At 27.3% G+C, this 21,974-nt stretch carries 18 protein-coding genes, 1 pseudogene and 1 riboswitch; of the genes and pseudogenes, 2 read left to right on the forward strand and 17 right to left on the reverse strand.

Annotation, left to right across the window (positions count from 1 at the left end; translation table 11 throughout):
* Nucleotides 1-17: 17 nt before the first annotated feature.
* From Q0F58_RS09635 to Q0F58_RS09665, 7 genes are all read right to left on the reverse strand, one after another.
* A complete protein-coding gene (locus Q0F58_RS09635) occupies nt 18-176 on the reverse strand; it encodes a hypothetical protein (RefSeq protein ID WP_294375632.1) in 159 nt (52 codons plus the stop codon).
* A gap of 185 nt (nt 177-361) precedes the next feature.
* Complete coding sequence (locus tag Q0F58_RS09640; RefSeq protein ID WP_294375633.1) at nt 362-1,297, reverse strand: sugar kinase; 936 nt, start codon at nt 1,295-1,297, stop codon at nt 362-364.
* A gap of 90 nt (nt 1,298-1,387) precedes the next feature.
* A complete protein-coding gene (locus Q0F58_RS09645; RefSeq protein ID WP_294375636.1) occupies nt 1,388-2,398 on the reverse strand; it encodes an SPFH domain-containing protein in 1,011 nt (336 codons plus the stop codon).
* A gap of 260 nt (nt 2,399-2,658) precedes the next feature.
* On the reverse strand, nt 2,659-3,375 hold the full coding sequence (locus Q0F58_RS09650; RefSeq protein ID WP_294375637.1) for a gamma-glutamyl-gamma-aminobutyrate hydrolase family protein: 717 nt from the start codon (nt 3,373-3,375) through the stop codon (nt 2,659-2,661).
* 115 nt (nt 3,376-3,490) lie between these two features.
* On the reverse strand, nt 3,491-4,015 hold the full coding sequence (locus Q0F58_RS09655) for a CinA family protein (protein WP_294375639.1): 525 nt from the start codon (nt 4,013-4,015) through the stop codon (nt 3,491-3,493).
* A gap of 181 nt (nt 4,016-4,196) precedes the next feature.
* Nucleotides 4,197-5,582 (reverse strand): MATE family efflux transporter, encoded by a 1,386-nt coding sequence (locus Q0F58_RS09660; protein WP_294375641.1) that lies wholly within the window; start codon nt 5,580-5,582, stop codon nt 4,197-4,199.
* A 353-nt stretch (nt 5,583-5,935) separates the two neighbouring features.
* Nucleotides 5,936-7,336 carry an aldehyde dehydrogenase gene (locus tag Q0F58_RS09665; RefSeq protein ID WP_294375643.1) on the reverse strand — a complete coding sequence of 467 codons (1,401 nt, stop codon included), beginning with the start codon at nt 7,334-7,336 and terminating at the stop codon, nt 5,936-5,938.
* Between the two features lie 435 nt (nt 7,337-7,771).
* On the opposite strand from Q0F58_RS09665, the gene Q0F58_RS09670 reads away from it, so the two are divergent.
* The gene (locus Q0F58_RS09670) at nt 7,772-8,302 is read left to right on the forward strand and encodes a phosphatase PAP2 family protein (protein ID WP_294375645.1); all 531 of its coding nucleotides are present in this window, start codon (nt 7,772-7,774) and stop codon (nt 8,300-8,302) included.
* 242 nt (nt 8,303-8,544) lie between these two features.
* Here Q0F58_RS09670 and Q0F58_RS09675 read toward each other — a convergent pair whose 3' ends face one another.
* The 10 genes and pseudogenes from Q0F58_RS09675 to Q0F58_RS09720 all read right to left on the reverse strand — a co-directional run bounded on the left by Q0F58_RS09675 (nt 8,545) and on the right by Q0F58_RS09720 (nt 19,739).
* On the reverse strand, nt 8,545-8,952 hold the full coding sequence (locus Q0F58_RS09675) for a PTS sugar transporter subunit IIB (protein WP_294375648.1): 408 nt from the start codon (nt 8,950-8,952) through the stop codon (nt 8,545-8,547).
* Nucleotides 8,953-9,290: 338 nt separating this feature from the next.
* Nucleotides 9,291-11,561, reverse strand: coding sequence for a 5-methyltetrahydropteroyltriglutamate--homocysteine S-methyltransferase (gene metE, locus Q0F58_RS09680; RefSeq protein WP_294375651.1), 2,271 nt, complete (start codon nt 11,559-11,561; stop codon nt 9,291-9,293).
* 187 nt (nt 11,562-11,748) lie between these two features.
* Nucleotides 11,749-12,645, reverse strand: coding sequence for a LysR family transcriptional regulator (locus tag Q0F58_RS09685; protein WP_294375671.1), 897 nt, complete (start codon nt 12,643-12,645; stop codon nt 11,749-11,751).
* 115 nt (nt 12,646-12,760) lie between these two features.
* The gene (locus Q0F58_RS09690) at nt 12,761-13,072 is read right to left on the reverse strand and encodes an energy-coupling factor ABC transporter substrate-binding protein (protein WP_294375654.1); all 312 of its coding nucleotides are present in this window, start codon (nt 13,070-13,072) and stop codon (nt 12,761-12,763) included.
* A 1-nt stretch (nt 13,073) separates the two neighbouring features.
* Complete coding sequence (locus Q0F58_RS09695) at nt 13,074-13,820, reverse strand: energy-coupling factor ABC transporter permease (RefSeq protein ID WP_294375656.1); 747 nt, start codon at nt 13,818-13,820, stop codon at nt 13,074-13,076.
* Between the two features lie 642 nt (nt 13,821-14,462).
* Nucleotides 14,463-14,651, reverse strand: a riboswitch (cobalamin riboswitch).
* A gap of 224 nt (nt 14,652-14,875) precedes the next feature.
* Nucleotides 14,876-15,718 (reverse strand): energy-coupling factor ABC transporter ATP-binding protein, encoded by an 843-nt coding sequence (locus tag Q0F58_RS09700; RefSeq protein WP_294375658.1) that lies wholly within the window; start codon nt 15,716-15,718, stop codon nt 14,876-14,878.
* A gap of 188 nt (nt 15,719-15,906) precedes the next feature.
* Nucleotides 15,907-17,133 carry a cobalt ECF transporter T component CbiQ gene (gene cbiQ / locus Q0F58_RS09705; RefSeq protein WP_294375674.1) on the reverse strand — a complete coding sequence of 409 codons (1,227 nt, stop codon included), beginning with the start codon at nt 17,131-17,133 and terminating at the stop codon, nt 15,907-15,909.
* Between the two features lie 21 nt (nt 17,134-17,154).
* Nucleotides 17,155-17,580, reverse strand: a pseudogene (locus Q0F58_RS09710) (EamA family transporter); the annotation flags it as partial.
* Between the two features lie 26 nt (nt 17,581-17,606).
* Nucleotides 17,607-17,888: a metal-sensing transcriptional repressor gene (locus Q0F58_RS09715; RefSeq protein ID WP_294375660.1), complete on the reverse strand. Its 282-nt coding sequence runs from the start codon at nt 17,886-17,888 to the stop codon at nt 17,607-17,609.
* A gap of 387 nt (nt 17,889-18,275) precedes the next feature.
* Nucleotides 18,276-19,739 (reverse strand): hypothetical protein, encoded by a 1,464-nt coding sequence (locus Q0F58_RS09720; protein ID WP_294375663.1) that lies wholly within the window; start codon nt 19,737-19,739, stop codon nt 18,276-18,278.
* A 1,152-nt stretch (nt 19,740-20,891) separates the two neighbouring features.
* Here Q0F58_RS09720 and Q0F58_RS09725 point away from each other — a divergent pair.
* A partial coding sequence (locus Q0F58_RS09725; protein WP_294375666.1) for a hypothetical protein occupies nt 20,892-21,974 on the forward strand: 1,083 nt, incomplete at its 3' end.

Here is a 21,974-nt window from a genome sequence, read left to right on the forward strand (position 1 = left end):
ACCTCAATAAGATTATATCATAAATACAAATATATTTTTATAGATTTGTATAGATTATTTTTAACTGTTAAAAGCCCTCCATCTTTTGTTTTATTCTGAACCCCATATACAATATCATGATAATAAGGAATAGTCGATTCTGGTCCCATGCCTCCAATTAATCCAAGTTTTCTCATTACTCACCCTCCTATATACATTAAATTGCATTATATCTTTATTTTACCACAACGACATTATCCAAATTAGATATTCCAAATATTTTATCATTTCCATTATACTTCTTTATTAATTTCAATCTAAAATTATCCAAATATTATAACAATAATCTCAGCATGAAAAATTTCTTCTACATATAATTTCATTAAACAACAAGAATGCCTTTATTATCTGAAACATATACAGAAGCTTCACTTCCAGAATTAAATTCAAGATAATCACTTTCAATTCCGTCACTAAAAATAACTCCATTTTCAGGCATCATGGACCTTATTTTAAAAGAACTGTTTTTATTTATTTTTCCAAATACCATATCTGCTTTAGTACTGTTGCTTGGATATGGTTCTCTTACAGTGTAGTACAAAAAATCTGAATTCCATTTAAATTGACCAGACTGACTGAAATCCATATTTCTTCCTGAATATGCCCCAGCTATTTTTGATGCTCCTTGAAGTATACTTTTAAACCACCCTGTTGATCCAAGTCCTGTAGAAATTATTATTCCGCTAGATGATTGCTGTTCTTTATTTGATCCGTATTCCAGAACATATCTTGCAGATACATGTGTCTTCTGGCCTATAAATAAATCATTTACTGCAACAAGACTTTGACCATCATTTAATGAAACTTGTGCCATTGTAATTTCTTTTGTATTTATTTTATTATTTAATACATCATTTATAATAGCTTTAAGATCTTCCACTTTAAAAGGAAGAAGCACTCCATCATAACTACTAGGATCAGGATTTACACCAATGAGAGGTTGATTATCAAGATATTTAAGAGTATTTGCAACAAGTCCGTCCTGTCCTATTGCTATAACTATATCATCTCTTCCAAATATAAAATTTGAAATATACTCCCTATCAAGAATCTGCACTCTTCCTATAGATTCAAGAATTGAAATGGCTTCATTTACTGCTTTTTTATATATTGCATCTTCATTCAAATAATATGAAAAATCATCTCCTGAATGCTCAATTACAAATTGTGCCTGCTCAATTGTATTATACCTTACTATAAGATTTTCAAGTCTTGTTTTTCTTGTTACAATTATAATTTTTCTATTACACTTTTCCATTTCAATTCTCCTTTATCGGCTCTTTATTTTTTAATTATTTTTATACTTCCTTCTTCTATATATTTCTTAAAATTTGTAATACTTACATTCTTATTTATTTATAATGCCCTGTAAAAGATCAGGTGTGATATTAAGTTGTCCAATTTTTCCAGCATTATCTGCAAGTTCTTGAAATGCAAGTGCAATTATTTTATCAGCATTCATTCCTGCAGTTGCAAGTGCTTGAAGTACACCTGGATCAACCCCTTCAAATACTTTCATGATTGCTGCAAGTTCATATGCTTTTGAATCAGCTTGAGCTTTTGCATTTTCAACTGAAATTTCAATAAGTTGTTTTCTTTTTTCTTCAAGCTGGATTTCAGCTTCAAGCTGTTCTGCTTTTATTTCATTTTCTTTTTGCATTGTAAGTCTCTTTGATTCAAGCTGAGTATCCTGTATCTGTTTTTTCTTTTCTTCAACTGCAATTTCTGTATTTAATTCATTTTCTTTTATAATACGTTCCTGATTTATTGATGAATTTCTTCTTTCGTAAACTGCATCATCTGCTTTATTTAGAATCTGCTCTCTTGCTTCTGCTTCCAATGCTCTTGATGTTTCCTTATTGGGAGTTACTCCAAGTATTGATAATCCCATAATTTCTATTCCAAGGTTTCTTATTTCACTACTGTTTTGAAGTTCCTCATTTATTTTTGCAGCAAGGCTTTCACTTGATTTTATAGCATTTCCTATAGACATGTTTTCAATATGTTTTTTAGCTAAGACTTTTGTAATATTTATAAGCCTTTGAGATATTTTCCTATTATCATCAGTAATATACTGCTTTTTCTTTATATCTATTGTATAATTCAAAATTCCTGCTATTTTCTTATAATCTGTTATTCTATATGTTATCTGCCCCTGTACACTTACTGTCTGATAATCATTTGTAATTTGTTCAAACATAAATGGAACATCTGAACTTGACATTGGTACAACAACAACTGATGTGTTTGGAACAAAATATAAAAATGAAATTCCAGCTCCCTCTTGAACTATTTTCCCTTTTTTGTATCTTATAACATATTCACTTGGTAAAAATTTAATAAATCTAAAATTGAACATAATATTTTCTCCCTTCACATTTCATACTTAATATCAATTTGATATTATCTATTTGATATTTATATCATATTCCTTTTTCATTCCAATGTAAAGATTTTTTTCAAATTTTTTCAAAAATAAATTTTATATTAACTGTATACAAAAGTATTTTTTTAATAAAAATAAGGTCTTCTATGAAATTACGCGTATCATAAAAAACCTCATTACAGAAAATTTAATCTTATTATTAAATGTTTTTAAGAAACTATTATAATAATTTTTTATTTACATGACTCAATAAAATTTCTAAATAGCTCTCTACTATTTACGTCTTTTTTAAAGAGAAATTCAGGATGCCACTGAATTGCCCAAATAAATTTCTTCTCTGGTGCATATACCGCTTCAACTAATCCATCAGTTGAATAAGCCATTGATTTCAAATTTGAAGAAAGTATATTAATTGCCTGATGATGATAACTGTTTACTTTAATCACATCTTTTCTAAGTAACCTATATAAAGGAGTGTTTTTAACTATCTTTACATCATGAACTGGAATATTATAAGGAGGCAATTGATGATGTTCTATATCTGAAGGATTTTGAGTTATAATATCTTGATATAATGTGCCTTTAAGCAAAGTATTAATTACTTGTATCCCCCTGCAGATTCCTAAAAGGGGCTTATCCATTTCATAGATAATTGGAAATAACACACTCTCCATTTTATCTCTTTCATCACAACATTTTCCGCAAACTGATAATTTTTTTTCACCATACATCTCTGGTGATATATCCTGACCTCCAGTAAAAAGAAAACCATCATATGTACCAGCTAGTTGTCTTAAAATTTCTTTATCATCACTCAATGGGAGCATTACAGGTATTCCGCCTGCTTGTAATATTCCTTCCATATATCCTGGAAGCATCCATAAACTTTCCTTTTCTTCATCAACTAAAGGCACTATCCCTATTACAGGTTTTGGAGCTAACTTATCCATAGCTGAACCCTTCTTTCTGTTTTATATAAAATTATAAAAAAGACAGAGAAACTGAATTTTAGCTTCTTTGCCTTTGATTTTATTATAGACATATTTTTTATTAATTTCTATAATATTAAATTATTTTTGATAATTCTTCTAATACGTTATGAACTATAAATTTTTTCTGCTCATGTCTTGATTCAATTGGTACTCTAATTTTTCTGTCAACTTTCATTTTTCCCATAAAGTCTATACAAAAATACACTTCTCCCTGTATGCTGTCTTTATTATTTGTATCAATATTGCTGAGAGTTCCTGTTATTCCTATTCCAATATCACATTTCATTTTTTCTCTGCATGCTTCAGCCATTTTTGATGCTGTTTCTTTTGAATATACACCATATGTTTTGATAATATCTTCCGGAACTCCTTCAGCAACCTTTTGTTTATTTGAATAAGTTACAAATCCTCCTTCCGTTATATTGGATGATCCTTCAATATCAGTGATGCTGCTTATTAAAAAACCTCCTGTACAACTTTCCATTGTTGTAATTGTAATTTTCTTTTCTATGAGCTTCTTTACAACATCTCTATTTTTCCCAATCATGTCCATTTCATTTTGTTCTGATTCTATATATTTTCTATCTTTTCTTTCCAACTCTATTTCCTCCTTCACTTTCTTCTTCCCTTATAAATTATTATACCATTTCCTTCACTGATTAAATCTTTTTAGTTATTCAATACAAAAATGACTATGAATTTCTCATTATAAAAACTCATAGTCATAAAAATCTGCATTATATTCATTTTAATAATTTTTAGATATTTTCTATATATTATCAAGCAGTTAATTCAATTTCATTTTTTTTTATTATACTCTTGTTCAACTTGCTCATAGCCCATATAAAACATATTACATGTGCTATTATAGTTATTATCCATGTAATTGGATATGATAGGTATACCACTTGTACTGTATGAAATCTTTCTACCTGGAATATTGTTGCAAGCCATACAAGTCTCAATCCGCATGCACCTATAAGCGATACAATCATAGGAAGTATAGAATATCCTATTCCTCTCAACATTCCAACCATAACATCCATTATTCCACATAAAGCATAAGTTCTAGATACAATCCCAAGCCTTGTGATTCCTGCCTGTATTACATCTTCACTTGACGTATACACATGGAGAAGAGCTTGTCCGAAATATAATACCAAATTTCCAAAAACAAGTCCCACGAATATTACACACATCTGACTTCTCAAAAGTATTTTATTTATTCTATCATATTTTTCAGCTCCCACATTCTGACTGGTAAATGATATTGCACACTGATAAAATGCATTCATTGCAAAATATACGAATTGTTCAACATTTGCTGCTGCTGAATTTCCAGCCATAACCGTAGCTCCAAAAGAATTTATTGATGACTGTATTATTACATTCGAAAGAGAAAACAATATTCCTTGAAAACCTGCTGGAAGACCAATCTGCAAAATTTCTTTAAACACTTCTTTATCTATTTTTACCTTATGAATATTAAGATGTATTCCACCATCTTCATGTCTTAAACACCTTATAATAAGATATGCTGATATACATTGTGAAATAACTGTAGCAATAGCAACTCCTGCAACATCCAAATTAAAAATTATTACAAGAACTAGATTTAATACTATGTTTATTATTCCTGCCAGAAAAAGATAATATAAAGGTCTTTTTGTATCTCCAACTGCTCTTAAAATTGCACTTCCAAAGTTATATATCATCATTCCTGTCATTCCAAGAAAGTATATTCTTAAATATATAACAGCCAGTTCAAGAACTTCATCTGGTGTCTGCATCCATATTAAAATTTTTCTTGCTCCAATTATACCTATTATGGTTAAAAGTATTCCGCTTGCAAAACTGAGCATAATTGATGTATGAACAGTCTTAAACAATTTTTTGTTATCCTTTGCTCCATAATATCTTGCTGTAATAACATTACTTCCTATAGAAAGCCCAACAAATAAATTAGTCATAAGTCCTATAAGCGCTGAATTAGACCCAACAGCAGCAAGAGAATTATCTCCTGCAAAATGGCCTACAACAACTATATCAGCTGCATTGAATAATAACTGTAATACACTTGAAAACATCAGTGGAACTGTAAATATAAGCATTTTTTTCAATAGAGGTCCATTACACATATCAATAGTATAATCTTTTTTTTGCACTTTTCATCTTCCTTCATCTTAGTAAAATAATAATCAAAATACAGTACTTTATTGATTTGCTACTAATTTATTATTTTACCATATAAATTAGCATAAATATATATTTTTGAAAATTTCTTTATCATTAATATACTTTCTATATTAATAATTTATCATTAACTTTATTATAAATATTGCTTCCAAGTTTAAATCCACTTTTAAATGAATTAAATATATGCAAGTTATATATGTGATTCATTCAAAAACAGCCTCAATATTTAAAAAAAATCCGTTAATTCTTATTTATATGATATAAATTCAAAGCAAAAAATTCAAATGTGAACTTAGTTCACATTTGAATTTCCTTCATCTATCTATTTTAAAAACTTTTTTATTATCTTCAGTTGTTTTTCTGTAAAAGGTGGATATAATAATGGAATTCCTAATTTAGCAGGCTTTTTTAAAATTCCTTTTCTATGAGAAAATGTCCTAAAGCTATCTTCTCCATGATATGCTCCCATTCCTGAATCTCCAACTCCCCCAAAAGGAATATAAGGATTTGCTAAATGTGATATTGTATCATTTATACATACATTTCCTGACCTTATCATATTCATAATTTTCATTTCTGATTTTTTATTAGTTGTAAAAATATATAATGCTAAAGGCATAGGAAGAGTTTTAATCTTTTCTATTATATCATCAAGATTATTATAAGATATAATTGGAAGTATTGGTCCAAATATTTCTTCTTTCATAGAAGCACATTTAAAAGAATGTGTTTCTATAAGTGTAGGTTCAATATATCTATCTTCTTTATTACATTTACCTCCAAATATAATTTTATCCTTATCCTCTTCAAGAATAGTTTTTATTCTATTAAAATGTTTATCATTTATAATTCGCCCAAATGATCTGCTTTCTTCTATATCTTTTCCAAAAAATTGTTCAATTGCGCTTTTCATATTATCTATAAGTTCATCTTTTACACTTTCATGAACAACAACATAATCAGGTGCTACACATGTCTGTCCTGCATTCATTGTCTTTCCCCATATTATTCTTTTTGCAGCTTCCTTTATATCAGCAGTTTCATCTACTATAACAGGACTCTTTCCTCCAAGCTCAAGAGTCACTGGAATTAAATTCTGTGCTGCTGCTTTCATAATTATTTTTCCTACAGATGCACTTCCTGTAAAAAAGATATAATCAAATCTGCTGTTTATCAAAGCTGTATTTGTATTAATTCCTCCTTCTACACATGCAATATAATCTTCTTCAAATAACTCATTAATAATTTTTTTGATAATAAAAGACACATTAGGAGTCATTTCAGATGGCTTTAAAACAACTGTATTTCCAGCACTAATAGCACCTGCTAATGGTTCTATTATCAATTGGAACGGATAATTATAAGGTCCTATTATAAGCACACTTCCATATGGTTCATTTTCAATAAAACTTTTTGCCGGCATAAGATATATTGGTGTAAGCTTTTTCTTTGGTCTAGCCCATTTTTTTAAATTCTTTATCATATGATTAATACTGTTATAAATAAATCCCACTTCAGACATATATGATTCATTCTCATGTTTTTTGAGATCTTTATATAATGCTTTTAATATATCCTTTTCGTATTTCTTTACTCCATTTTTAAGTTTTTTAAGTTGCTGTATTCTAAAACTTATGTCTTTCGTTTTTTGAGTATTAAAATATAATTTTTGTCTGTTTAAAATTTGTTCTACATCTTTTAATGTTAATTCTTTATCAGTCATATTTTTTCCTTTCATTTTGAATTATAAAATTTTGTTCCTTATTAACTTATAATAGAATTCTATAAAATAACGATATGCTGCACTCTTTGTGCATATTTTTTATTTATATCCTAATATATTACAATTAATTAATTTAATATATAACACTTTATTTATTCTATATCAAAATAAATTTCTATTTATATATTTAAAAATATTATTATCTGTTGCAATTGGCAATGTATAATTAAAATTCATAAAATAAATAATAAAATTTTTGCAACGTTTTCTTTAATATTATAGTTATTAAATTATATTATTAAAACATATTTATCAATTTATCGTTTGATTTTATTATTGAATTATGTGTACATATAATTCATCTTTGTAATATAATATAAAAAGAGAGATAAATATAATGTTTTAAATAAAATACTAATAATTTATGGAGAAAGTATGCGTAAATTTATTGAAAAATACGATATAAAAATAGCTAAATATATTAACTCACATTATCAAAATAAAATCCTTGATAAATTAATGAAGTTTTTCACTTATTTAGGTAATTTCGGTCTGTTATGGATAGGAATTTCTATAATATTTATCCTGAGAAATGAATCACGAAAAACAGGATTCATGCTTATAAGTTCGCTTTTAGTCACAACAATAATGGGTGAAGGTTTAATAAAACATATAGTTAAAAGAAAAAGACCTTTTGTTAAATTAAATATGTGTGACAAGCTTATAATCGGCACACCTAGTACATACTCATTTCCATCAGGACATACAGCTTCTTCATTCGCTGCTTCTGCTGTCTTCTTTGCTATAAATAGTGAAATCAGTATTTTAATTGTTATAATAGCTACTCTTATAGCTCTATCACGAATCTATTTGAAAGTCCACTATGTTTCTGATGTTATTGGTGGTGCTATTATTGGATTCTTACTAGGTAATATAACTGTATATATTTTTAATATTATTCTCTAAAAAAATAAAATGAACTATCACATAACAAGGTTTATTTTTGTGATTAACAGCAAGAATTTTTAACTATTAATTCATTATAAAATCTGTTTTTTATGAGATAGTTCATTATTTTATATATATGTTCTAATAATAAATATTCATAATAATTAAAGAAATCTCTGCTGAGATTTCACCCTTCATTGTCAATTGTACATTGTTAATTAGAATATATATTATAAATTCTTTTTAAGTTATTAATCTTGTCATTTTAAAGAATTTCTATGGCTGCAATTCCTTGTTACCATCATAATATCCTCTTCATCTTGAAAATGCCATGGATTCATTCTGTCTTTTTTATATCCGTCAATTATATCTTCTGCATCTATATATAATTCTTTCGCATTCATTTGACCATACATTCTAGGAGGTAAAACATAAATTGGAATATTAATATCATCATGTTTTTTTAAAAAAATTTGTACGTCATATCTTGTATGCGGACACACCATTACAATATCAAAATTTTCTATTATCTTATATGCATTTGAAAAAGGATAAAATTCTACACTTAATTTATCTTTAAGATTATCTCTTATAATTTCGTCTTTAATTTTCTTTACCATTGCGCTTGATGAAAATCCACCTAAACAGCATATTAATATTCTTATCATAATTTATACTGCCCTCTTTCGTTAAAAAATAATTCTTTTTCACTAATATTATATATTGCCAGAATTTTTTTGTAAACATTAACATTTTCAATTAAAATTTTAAATTTATCATTCATATCTGATAAACCTATAATATAATTCCATCTTAATATTTAATAAAAATAACTATTACTCCTCATTAAACATATACATTTTAATAGGACTTATTTATCTTTTAAATATACAACTTTAATGAACAGCATGATTTTCAACTTATGTATATATAAAAAACTGCTGAAGAAATTCTGATTTAAAATTTCTCAGAATTTCTTAAATTCAGCAGTTTTAAGCTTTAAATTCTATAAAGATTTTCTTACTATTTTTGTACCTTCAACCATGTTTCTCAAACTTGCTTCTGTTTCCTTAATTCCTCTTGTTTTAAGTCCACAGTCTGGATTTATCCAAAGTTTTTCTTTAGATATCTTTTTAAGCATTCCATTAATAACTTCAACAATTTCGTCTACACTTGGAACTCTTGGTGAATGAATATCATAAACACCTGGACCTGGTTCAGTTTCAAAGTTATTTTCTTTAAGTGGATCTATTATTGTAAGCTTTGATCTTGATGCTTCAAATGAAATAACATCAGCATCCATATTATCTATATCCTTAACTATTTCTTCAAATTCACTATAACACATATGTGTATGAATTTGAGTTTCTGGTTTAACTTTACTATGACATAATCTAAATGCCTTTATTGCCCAGTCTAAATATTCGCTATACCATTCTTCCCTTCTTATTGGAAGTTTTTCTTTTAATGCAGCTTCATCAATTTGTATTATCTTTATTCCAGCCTTTTCTAAATCAAGAACTTCATCTCTTATAGCAAGACCTATCTGGAACGCCATATCCTTAAGTGATATATCTTCTCTTGGAAATGACCAGTTTAAAATTGTTACAGGTCCAGTAAGCATTCCTTTTACAGGCTTATCTGTAAGACTGTTTGCATATTCTGAAACTTCCACTGTAATAGGCTTTTCTCTCTTTATATCACCAAATATTATAGGTGGTTTTACACATCTTGTTCCATAAGACTGAACCCATGCTTTTTCTGTAAATACATATCCATTAAGATTTTCACCAAAGAATTCAACCATATCATTTCTTTCAAATTCACCATGAACAAGTACATCTATTCCTATCTGTTCTTGTAATTCGATACAGTCTTTAATAAATTTTCTTATATTTTCATCATATTCTTCTTTAGTTCTTTCGCCTTTTCTATATAAAGCACGATTGTGTTTTACTTCTGCAGTCTGTGGGAAAGAACCTATTGTTGTTGTTGGAAGAATTGGAATATTTAATTTTTCTCTTTGTAGTTTTTGTCTATCACATCTTGCCATTTCTCTTACAAAATCAGAATCTTTAAGTTCTGCCACAGCATTTTGTACTTCCTTATTTTCAAAGCATCTTTCAGCTTCAAACAATTCCACATTTTCAATATATGCTTTTTCCTTTTCTAAATCCTTAGATTCACAAAGGTTTCCAATTTCGTTTAATTCCTTTAATTTTTCCTTTGCAAAAGCAAAATATTTTATTACATCTTTATCTAGTTTTGTTTCATTTTCTAATGTATATGGAACATGTAAAAGAGAACATGAAGTATTGATTACGATATTTTCTGCATAAGCTTTTATATCATTTATAAGCTTAAATACTTTTTTGTAATGACATTTCCATATATTTTTTCCATTTACAACACCAGCAAATAATACTTTTTCCTTTGGAAATCCAAATTTCTTTAGAAGTTCCAATGTCTTTTTTCCTTCGATAAAATCAAGACCTACTGCATCAAAATTAAGATTTACTATTTCTTTATAGCAGTCCCTTACATCTCCAAAGTAAGTTTGAAGTATAACTTTTAAACCGTTCTTGTTTTTAAGTACATCTTCATATATTGATACAAATAACTCAATATCCTTTTTAGATAAATCTGTTACAAGAATAGGTTCATCAATTTGAATATATTCAGCTCCCACATTATTAAATTCTTTAAAAATATCTTTATAAGCTGCCTTTATAGCATCTGTAAAATCTTCTGCAGTTTTCTTTCCTTTATATTTTGCAAGCTTTAAAAATGTAAATGGACCTACTATTACTGGTTTTGTCTTTATACCATGTGCTAATGCTTCTTTATATTGTTCAAAAGGTTTTTTGCCCGCTAATTTTATTTCAGTGTTATCATATATTTCTGGTACTATGTAGTGATAATTTGTATTAAACCACTTTTTCATTGCAAGTGCTTTTACATCACCTTTTTCCCCTTGATAACCTCTTGCCATTGCAAAATACGTATCAAGTTCATTTAATTCAAGGTTTTTATATTCATCTGGAACTGCATTTAATAAAACAGCTGTATCAAGAAGCCCATCATAAAAAGAAAAGTCATTTGAAGGAATATAATCTATTCCTGCTTCTTTTTCAATAAGCCATTGTTCCTTTCTTAATTCCTTAGAATTACTCAACAATTCTTCTAAAGATAATTCTTTCTTAAAATATTTTTCTGTCCAAAATTTTAATTCTCTCAATTTTCCAACTCTTGGATAACCTATAATTGAAGTTTTCATTTCTAATCCCCCTATTTTTATTTTTGCTTATATAATTTATTCTTATTGCTTATTATGATTAGTAATACACAGTTAATAAAATTTATTCTATGTATGAGATTATAAAGCAGGCTTAAACATAGGTAAATTACAAAAAAAATATAGCCTGCCATAGAAAAAAACTATAGCAGACTATATAACACCTTAATTATATATATCTTTTCAATGCCTCAATATAAATTTCACCAAGACGGCTGTAAACCACATTTTTCTTTGTTATAAATCCAATTCTTATCTTGCTTTCTACATCAAGTTTTACAGCTACAATATCCTTTCCATTAAGCTCCTCACTTATTATTCCAGAACATATTGTATATCCATTAAGTCCTATCAATAAATTAAATAATGTAGCTCTATCACTTACTTTTATACTTTTCTTGTGCTCAATTGTACTCAATATCTCTTCTGAAAAATAAAATGAATTATAATTTCCTTGTTCAAACGATAAATAAGGATATTCTTCAAGATCTTCTAATGACACTTTTTCTTTTTTTGCTACAGGATTTCCTGAACTTACAAAAACATGAGGATCAGCTTCAAAAAGCAGTTCAAATTTCAAATCATTTTCTTTTATCAATTTGTTCATTACTTTTTCATTAAAATCATTTATATATATTATACCAATTTCACTTCTTAAATTTTTCACATCATCAATTATTTCATATGTCTTAGTTTCTCTAAGCATGAATTCATATTCTTCTCCGCCATGTTCTTTTATAAGGTCAACAAATGCATTCACTGCAAATGAATAATGTTGTGTTGAAATGCAGAATTTTTTCTTAACATTTCTGCTTATGAGATATCTCTGTTCAAGCAATGAATTCTGTTCTAATACCTGCCTTGCATATCCTAAAAATTCTCTTCCCTCTTCAGAAACTATTATTCCTTTGTTAGAACGTATAAATATATTTATATGTATTTCCTTTTCAAGCTCTTTTATTGAATTTGATAAACTGGGCTGAGATATAAATAATTTTTTTGCAGCTTCACTCATAGATCCTCTGTCTGCAACTTCTATAACATATTTAAGCTGCTGTAGTGTCATTTTCAATCACCTTCTCCATTATATTTATATAAGGCTATAGGGAATGAATACATTTTTAATATTGTCGTATCCATTCCCTATATTTTATATGTGTTGTTAAATCATTCAGTTAAAATTACTTTTTGCTTTCCCACTTTTTTCTTTCAACAAATCTTCCCATAAAGAAAGCAATAACTCCTACTCCGATACCAGTCTGTACGCAAAATAAAAGACTTTCAACTTCTCCTGGAAGTTCTCCATCTATGAGTGTTTCCATAACAGGAGTAAACCATGGTTCGTAAGCTTCTCCTTGTATTTCCTCAACCATAACACTTCCTGCATCATCAGAACCTCCAAATTCAGCACCTTTTAATGCAAAAAGAGGTATTACTGCAATTGCAACAGCAATAATTAATAATATAATAACTGTTTTCTTATTTTTAGTCATTTTACTTTTCCTCCTTTAAGAATCCTAGTCCTGTCAATTCAGATTTTGCATATGTTTCAAGTCCTATGATTACTATAACTGTAATTATTCCTTCTATGATTGCAAGAGGAAGCTGTGTTGGAGCAAATATTCCTAAAAATTTAATTATAGATGCAGCAACTCCTCCTTCTGGTGATGGATAAGCCATTGCAAGCTGAACACTTGTCACACAATAAGTAAATAAATCACCTAAAGAAGCTGCTAAAAATACTCCAACTTTTCTGTTTACCTTCAATTTTTGACATAATTTATAAATTCCAAATGATAATAAAGGTCCAGCTATAGCCATTGAAAAAGTGTTAGCACCAAGAGTTGTTATTCCACCATGAGCAAGAAGAATTGCCTGGAATATTAATACTATAATCCCTAGCACACTTACTGCAAGAGGTCCAAATAAGATTGCCCCAAGGCCTGTCCCCGTCATATGAGAACAGCTTCCTGTTACTGATGGTATTTTTAATGATGAAATTACAAATACAAATGCTCCTGCCATTGCAAGAATAGTCATTGATTTTCTATCCTTATCAAGAGTCTTCTTTATTGACAAAAATCCTCCTAGTAAAAAAGGAATACATATAACTCCCCAAGCAACACAGAACTTAGCAGGAAGATATCCTTCCATAATATGCATTGCATTTGCTGCTGGAGTTATTCCAAAAATGAGCGTAAGTAAAAATAATGTTTTCATGAGTCTTTTGTGATTTTTCATTTCTATTCTCCTTTCAAAATAAAAAAAGATCCTTTAATCTAATGATTCCCACTCATTAGAAAAGCATCTCTAACATGTCTTATACTCTGAACATTATTAATATTGGTTAATTTGTATAAATTCCTATTAAAATCCATACTCATACAACATGTAAACTCAAAAAATTATTCTATGTATAAAATAAAAAATATACAAACTTTTATAAATTTATTATTAATTACAGATTGTCAATTAATATATCACCATAACTAAACAATATTTATTGATATTTCATTTACAATTTTAAATAACTCAAATAAATATTATAAGTATAGTTTATATATTTATTTTTAATGTAATTATATATGTTATTTTATTTTTCATACTTATACTATTATGAAAATCTCCATTATAAATAATAATAAAATCTATACTTTAATCTAAAAAACGTATTATAAATTTAATATATATAATTGCTTATATCTTTATAAAAAATTTTATTATAACTTATGTATTAATTTCATTAACAAATAATATGTTCCTGTTTAATATTTTTATAGAATAAAAAATTATTACTGTCCACACACTTATATAAATTAACCATAAAATATTAATTTATTTCTCAATTAAGACAAAGTACCATATAATCATCGCTCGTAATTATATGAATCCGTTATAAAAGGCAGGTATTCTGACTCAGGCTTCATCATCACATCTTGTCTTCCCAGTACTTACCAGTGACATGATTAAGATATGACTCTTCCAACACAGCGGCGGGACCGTAAGGGATTTTCACCCTTTTCCCTATTATTCTGCGGAGAAATCACAGACACCTTCTATAAATTATTTAGTATATAATATTCATAGCATGTACTATAAACATCATATATATTACCTTAAAAGTATAATTCTTGTCAATAATTCTAATCAACAATTGATAATATACAATTAAAAATCAAATCTTTACAAAATTTCTTTTATATTTTCACATATATTAAACAAATTTTTAATATAATTTTAATCTTTCAGTACATACTTTTCATATACATTATTATTGATAAATTAATATACTCTTTTTAACATAATTCAAACATACTTTTAAATTCACTTACATTTTTAGGATAGCTTTTTTCATCTTTAAATATCCCAGCTTTTAATAATGTTTCATATACATCAAGCATTACCGGCCTTTTTAAATTAGCTCTTTTTAATATATCATCATTTTTAAATATTTCAATTGGAGTACTGTCTCCTATAATTTTCCCATTTGAAAATACAATTATCCTTTCTGCCCATCTATAGGCAAAATCTACATCATGAGTAGAAATAAGCATAGTTTTATTTTCAGCACTCAATTTTTCAAGAACTTCTTCAAGCATTTCTGCATTTAATGGATCAAGTGCTGCTGTAGGCTCATCAAATATTATTACTTCACTTTTCATAGCAATTATATCAGCAATACTCACTCTCTTTTTTTCACCTCCACTCAAATAATGAGGTGGTCTGTCCTTAAATTCATAAATATTCATGTATTTTAAGGCTTCATCTACCCTTTTTCTCACTTCATCTTTTGGTATCTTTAAATTCATTGGACCAAATGATACTTCTGCAAGAACTGTTGATGCAATAATCTGATTATCAGCATCCTGAAATACTATCCCTACATTTTTCCTAAGCTCATTTAAATCCTTTGGTGTAATAGTCTTTCCTTTATATATTATTTCTCCACTTTCAGGTGTAAATACCCCATTTATATTTAAAAAGAAAGTGGATTTTCCTGCTCCATTTGATCCAAGTACTGCAATTTTTTCACCTTTATAAACATCTAAATTAATATTATTAAGAGTGTTTTTTTCATGTGTGTATGAATAACATAAATTTCTTACTTGAAGTATTACTTCTTTTTCTCTATTTTCCATTGTATTCTCCTATCTTTATAGATTTTTAATAAATACTTAATTAACTATTATAAATGCATAGAATATAATTGAAAGTAAACTTTAAAATGTAGATATTTCTTAATTATAATCTGAATTCTATTCATTTAATATGCACATAGATATACTAAATTGAAAATATACTCTGAAAACTATCTTATGTAAATTGTTCATATAAACCATATTAGTATAAGAAGTGCAACATATATAAATGCATATATAATATGAGATGTTTTTATTTTCTTCTCCTCTTCAAGAAAAATCATTTCTCCATCATAACATCTTGATTCCATAGCATCATAATAAGCATTTGCTTTCTTTAAGGATACTACAAGAAGATTTGCTGCTGTATTTCCAAAAGAATAACATGATGTCTTAAAATCAATGTATCCCAGTCTTGACTGTGCAGAATTTTTCATTTTACACTGAACATCCATTAATATAAATATAAATCTATAAATCATATTCATAAGTTCTATTATTATTTTGGGCACATGAATTTTTCTAATAACTGAAATTATCTCACTTGTATTTGTAGATAAAGTCATCATATACATAGCACTAACTGCCCCAAAAGCTTTCATTATAACTTCCAATGTCCTCAATATACTGTCATTTGAAGTATAAATGTAAAACAAATAAAGATTCAGATTATACTGACCCACAGGTTTAAACGATACTCCTAAAGCTATTGCAATACTTCCAAGAATCATAAATACTCCTGGTATTTTCAAAAGCGATATATATTCATGAAATTTCAAACCGCCTAAATATACAGTAATAAATCCCATAGATAACGCTACTGCTATAGATACATATATATTGTCTGCTGCTATACATATAATAAGTGTTATAAATGCAAGACATACTTTAAATGCTGGATTTACATTTTTTAATTTTGATTCATAAGCATATAAATCTATTGAATATACTCCATCATGCTTATGAGATATTTTATGTTCAGGAGATGAAGAATCAAATGTTGTAAAAAATACACCTACAGCCATCACACTTAAAGCAATCCAAAATATTAATGAAGGAATTTCCTTTAATAATATAATTGAAAGACCTGCTCCTATAAAAGGTGACATAGCATAATATGCACTTGTCTTTGCTGCTCCAAGATACCTCTGTGCATAAATATAAAACATTATACTAAGTCCATAAGCTACAAATCCAAGAAGCAAAGCATATATAGTATAAATATTAAATTCTAATTTATTTCCCAATAAAAGTCCTATGATTATTGATCCTGTTCCTGAACAATATCCTTTTATCTGAACAATTTCCATTGGATCCTTACTGCTTATCATTCTTGTACAGTTATTTTCAAATCCCCAACATGTACATGCTCCCAGAACAAATAAAGAACCTAAAGAAAATGAAAAACTACTCATATCATTAAATGATAGAATCAGACTCGATATTGTTATAAAACATATTCCAATCCATAGTCTTTTGGAAATCTTCTCATGAAATATGCACATTGCAATAATTGAAGTGGCTACAATTTCAAAATTATTTAAAAGCGATACACTAGATGCCTCACTCAATTTCAACCCTGCCATAAGAAGTATGGGGGCTGCTATATTAAAAATTATCATGCCATATATATATGGCATATCCTTTTTATCAAGTGATTTTTCATTTTCACTCTTTCCAACTGCTTTTTTTATCCCCGAGACAATGGATAATCCAAGACCCGCACCTATATACAATATCCCAGCCATAATTGTCTCAGGTATTTTCTCTAAAAGAATTTTAGATATAGGTGAACTCACTGCATATAAAAATGCTGCACTTATTGCAAACAATATAGGAATAATCTTAAACTTTTTTTCCATAATTGCTAATCTCCTACTTTCTACTCTTATTTAATAAATCTGCTTATTGCTTCATTTAAATCATCAAGAACCTTTTTATCATTGTTTTCAACTGCATCGATAACACAATGATCAATATGATCCTTTAAAATAATTTTCCCAATATTATTTATTGCACTTCTTACAGCTGCAATCTGAATTAAAACTTCACTGCAGTCTCTGTCTTCTTCAATCATTTTTTTTATTCCCTGCATATGTCCTATTGCTCTTGACATTCTATTAAGAACCTGTTTCTTTTCTTCATGATGATGTTTGTGATGTTCATTCATTAAATGATCTCCTTTCTATACTTTTTATATCCCCCCCTGGTGGATATAAAAAGTATATATCTACTTGCTATAAATTGTCAATTGAAACCTCATATTTTTCATTATTTACCATTTTATGTGATTGATTGTTTTATCAATGTTTAATAACTAATTTTCAATAATTAAAATCTTATTCATATACTACCTATTAAATACTTATAAAACATATTAAAGCCATTTTATATAAAGATATATCCCCGGCATATGCATATATAATTTAAAATTCCGATTAATAAATCATATTCCAAAGCTATATCAACTAACAGTTTCCTATTTACATTAATCTTAAAAAAGAAAATTCCTGCACAAGCATATGAAAATTGCAACTGCAGGAATTTTAAAATTATTCTATTCTATTGTATAATCTGCATGAATTTGACCTTCGATAAGTTCACCAGTCTTGAATTCCTTATTTTTAATCTTTTTGATAACACTTTGAGGAAGTTCAATATATGAAAGAACAAATTCATAATTCTTTTTTATATATTCATAATTCTTTACAATAAGTTTATGCTGCTTTAGTTCATCAAGAGCTTTTATTATTCTATCTCTCTTTTTATATATGCTCTTTGTTGACATTAATATTGCGTCTGTAAATCTTTGAATTGCAATAACATCCCTGAAATCTTCACTTTCTAGAACACTTTTAAGTCTTCTATTTTGAAGCCATATTGCAATCTGTTGTGCATCATTACTTAAAAGATCAAAAACATCTTTATTAAAGTTAAATGAACTATCCATAATTATAAGAGTTCTCAAAAATCCTCCTAAAAATACCTGAGCGAATTTTCTTCCATCCCTTTCACTTATGGAAACTTCAAAAAGTGTTCCTTTTATTTCTCTTCCTTCATAATTTTCAGATTCAAGACGTATACTTCCAATCTTTAAAAGACTGTTTATTACAGCATCAGTATTTTTCTTACTGTCACTTAAACCAAGTTCTAAAACCAGATCTCCTATATATTTATCTACACTTTTGTCTGCAACTATATTATAAAAGTGAGTATAATAATGTGATATTATTTTTGTATCAAGGCTGTTAAGCTGTTTTATAGCCTTTAAAAGGGCTATCTGAGTGATTATATCAAGAGAATCCTTTCCTTCTTCAATTCTCAAATATACCTGTTTCTCAAGTTTCATAAGAAGTTTCTGTTGATTTTCTTTATCTACTATAAGCCTGTCAATTGTACCTTCAAGTGATAAATTTTCATCTAAGAATTCTTTTTCTTCATCTTTTAAATAATCTTTTTTATTTGTAGTATCAATAGATAAATTACTTAATACACTTGGAATTGTAATTACACTTTTTGCATTATTAGTGAGAAAATCATAATATAATTTTAAAATATCACTTCTGAATGCAAGAGCTACTGATCTTTTCTGAAAAGTTCCTAAATATTTATAGCTTGATAAAAGTGCATCTTGATTATCTCTCCATGTATATAGTTCATTAAAGAGTTTCTGCTTATATTCATCTATATTATTGACACCATAAATCATAACAAATTTTTCTGGTTCATATACCCCTTCTTTAACACGTTTATAAAAGTGTTCTGCATACTCAAGATCCTCAAGAAGGCTGTTATCACTACCTTTTATATATTTGTTAATCCATCGTGTTTTTGTTCGTTTTATCGAATTAGTAAGATTTTTATATATTACTTCTCTCTTACCAGTGTCCTTTAAATTTGCAAGATCATTATCCAAAGTATCATAAAAATCTATAAATTTATCTTTTTTAACAAGCATTTCATAAGTATTTTTAAAAAGTTTTATCATATCTTCTTTAAATAATGTATCATCTTTATCCATGATTCTCAATTACTCACCTCACTCTGCAATAATTATATAATAAGTTATATTGTTTAATTTGTATACATTCTAATTAAAAATTCCTAATTATAATTACATATCATATCGTTTTTTAATAATTTTATTCATATACATTTACTATTAAATATGCAATTAACAATTAATAATGAAATCTTTACACCATTTCTTTAATATTATGTTGTTTATATAGGTAGAATCTATATATTTCAATTATATTTTCATTTTTACACTTAAAATTTTATATTTTACTATATATAAGATAAACTTTAATCTTGTAACTTGTAATATATTTAAAAATCACTATATTAAACTTACTCATATATTTATATTAACTTATATATAAGCCTTCTTTCAATATTTCTATTTTTTAATATACTCGATAATCTCCTTATAATTTATATAAATTCCTTTTTCTGTTTGCTTTTCGTAACCAGTATTACCGTTCGCAAGGGTAAAATTACTTAAATCACCGTTCGCAAGGGTAATTTTTTTATTGTTTCTTATAAATTTTCACATTTAAAATAGAAAATTTGACTTTCTCTTCTTAAAAATCATAAATAATATTAAATTTTATGGCAAATATATAGACTTTTATCTAAAAAAACAAAAAAATTAAAAAAATTTTCACTTTTTTAAGTTCATAATATGAACTTAAAAAATAGTTCGTGACCAAATCCCACCGTTCGCGAGGGTAAAATTTTAAAAAAACTTCATTTTTCCTTCTATTTTCATAAAAATTCTTCTTTCGTGACTTAGATTACCGTTCGCAAGGGTAAAAAATTTATGAATTTTAAAAATTTCAGAATCCATAAATTGTAAACATCTTCTCAAATCCAGTCTGTGAGTCACTTTCAAAGTAAATTACCAAAATCGCCGTTCGCAAGGGTAAAATGCCTATAAACGTGATAAGTTCGTCAGCAAGTTACCAAAATCACCGTTCGCAAGGGTAAAAAACAGCCTTTTGCAATAATCATTAATTTCGTATAAACTATATCATATAATTGTATGAATGTAGATATTAAGCCGATTTGGAGTACATTGCAAATATATTAGTTTTATATTTTTCAATAGCCAAACTCCATTACAATCTTAATTACATAATAAAATTTTAAACAAAGGAGGTGAATTTGAATGGCTACAAAATTAAGCAATGAACATATTACTAGAATATCACGAGAATGTAATGAATATAAAATATTTGATGTTTACATAATATTAGCTCATATTTCATCAGAAGTTAAAAGTGGAAAATACTTAATTCAAAGCTACAGCAGTAAGAGATCTGATCTTATTAATTTAGTTCATAGATACTGCCCTGCTGCTGCATATAAAACAATTTCAAACTGTATTGATAAACTTGAAAGCATGAATATTTTAATTTATGATAATTCCTTATGCGCTTGGTCTCTTAATAATATGGAAAATATGACAAAATCAAAAGCTGAAGCAGAAACAGATGAGGAAAGAGAAACTTTTACTGGTTATACAAACATAAGAAAATTCTTTCTTACAGATGAATTCTTTAAAATGAAAGCAAGAGAAAAGAGAATAATAATATATATATGTCAGCTTTTAGATTCAAAAGCAAGTAAAAATTATAATAGTATTTCAATAAATCTATTAAAATTTAATAATAGCTGGCTAAAAATCCTTAAAACAAAGTGTAAATATTATGCAAAAAGAACCATAGAAACTATGCTTTCTAAATATAAAGAAATCTTTAATGATTTTTCATCAGAAGTTCGTGAAAAAGATATTGCACCAAAAACAGTTACAAACTTTAAATTTTCATTTACGTGTAATACATTAAATAACAAAAACAGTGAAGATGATATGCTTGAACTTATAAAAATGAAAAATCCAAAAGAATATGCTTTAGTCAAAGATAGAATTGATTTTGCAGGAATAACTTTAAGTAAACAAAAAGTCATGCATCTTGTAAGAGCAATATCTACAATTAAAGAATGGTTTCTTAAAGAAAGAGTTGTTCAGCTTATCGTGAATAAATATATAGCTATTCAAATTCATCATAGTCGTGAAAATATAAAATCACTTCCTGCTTATGCAGCAGCTGTTGTTAAAGCAGTCGTAAATGAATATAATCAGTTTAAAAACAACTGTACTAATAATTATTCATTTAATATAATGAATAATTATTATGATACTTATATAGAACATGATAAAAAGAATACTTCTGTTACCGAAGATATACAG

Origin of the sequence: uncultured Clostridium sp. (assembly GCF_934754915.1) — a bacterium.
In the GTDB taxonomy this organism is placed as follows: Bacteria; Bacillota; Clostridia; order Clostridiales; family Clostridiaceae; genus Clostridium.

Coding starts and splice junctions, on each gene's coding strand:
- Q0F58_RS09635 (WP_294375632.1), bottom strand. CDS start 176: ATGAGAAAACTTGGATTAATTGGAGGCATGGGACCAGAATCGACTATT.
- Q0F58_RS09640 (WP_294375633.1), bottom strand. CDS start 1,297: ATGGAAAAGTGTAATAGAAAAATTATAATTGTAACAAGAAAAACAAGA.
- Q0F58_RS09645 (WP_294375636.1), bottom strand. CDS start 2,398: ATGTTCAATTTTAGATTTATTAAATTTTTACCAAGTGAATATGTTATA.
- Q0F58_RS09650 (WP_294375637.1), bottom strand. CDS start 3,375: ATGGATAAGTTAGCTCCAAAACCTGTAATAGGGATAGTGCCTTTAGTT.
- Q0F58_RS09665 (WP_294375643.1), bottom strand. CDS start 7,336: ATGACTGATAAAGAATTAACATTAAAAGATGTAGAACAAATTTTAAAC.
- Q0F58_RS09670 (WP_294375645.1), top strand. CDS start 7,772: ATGCGTAAATTTATTGAAAAATACGATATAAAAATAGCTAAATATATT.
- Q0F58_RS09675 (WP_294375648.1), bottom strand. CDS start 8,952: ATGATAAGAATATTAATATGCTGTTTAGGTGGATTTTCATCAAGCGCA.
- metE (WP_294375651.1), bottom strand. CDS start 11,561: ATGAAAACTTCAATTATAGGTTATCCAAGAGTTGGAAAATTGAGAGAA.
- Q0F58_RS09685 (WP_294375671.1), bottom strand. CDS start 12,645: ATGACACTACAGCAGCTTAAATATGTTATAGAAGTTGCAGACAGAGGA.
- Q0F58_RS09690 (WP_294375654.1), bottom strand. CDS start 13,072: ATGACTAAAAATAAGAAAACAGTTATTATATTATTAATTATTGCTGTT.
- Q0F58_RS09695 (WP_294375656.1), bottom strand. CDS start 13,820: ATGAAAAATCACAAAAGACTCATGAAAACATTATTTTTACTTACGCTC.
- Q0F58_RS09700 (WP_294375658.1), bottom strand. CDS start 15,718: ATGGAAAATAGAGAAAAAGAAGTAATACTTCAAGTAAGAAATTTATGT.
- cbiQ (WP_294375674.1), bottom strand. CDS start 17,133: ATGAGTAGTTTTTCATTTTCTTTAGGTTCTTTATTTGTTCTGGGAGCA.
- Q0F58_RS09715 (WP_294375660.1), bottom strand. CDS start 17,888: ATGAATGAACATCACAAACATCATCATGAAGAAAAGAAACAGGTTCTT.
- Q0F58_RS09720 (WP_294375663.1), bottom strand. CDS start 19,739: ATGGATAAAGATGATACATTATTTAAAGAAGATATGATAAAACTTTTT.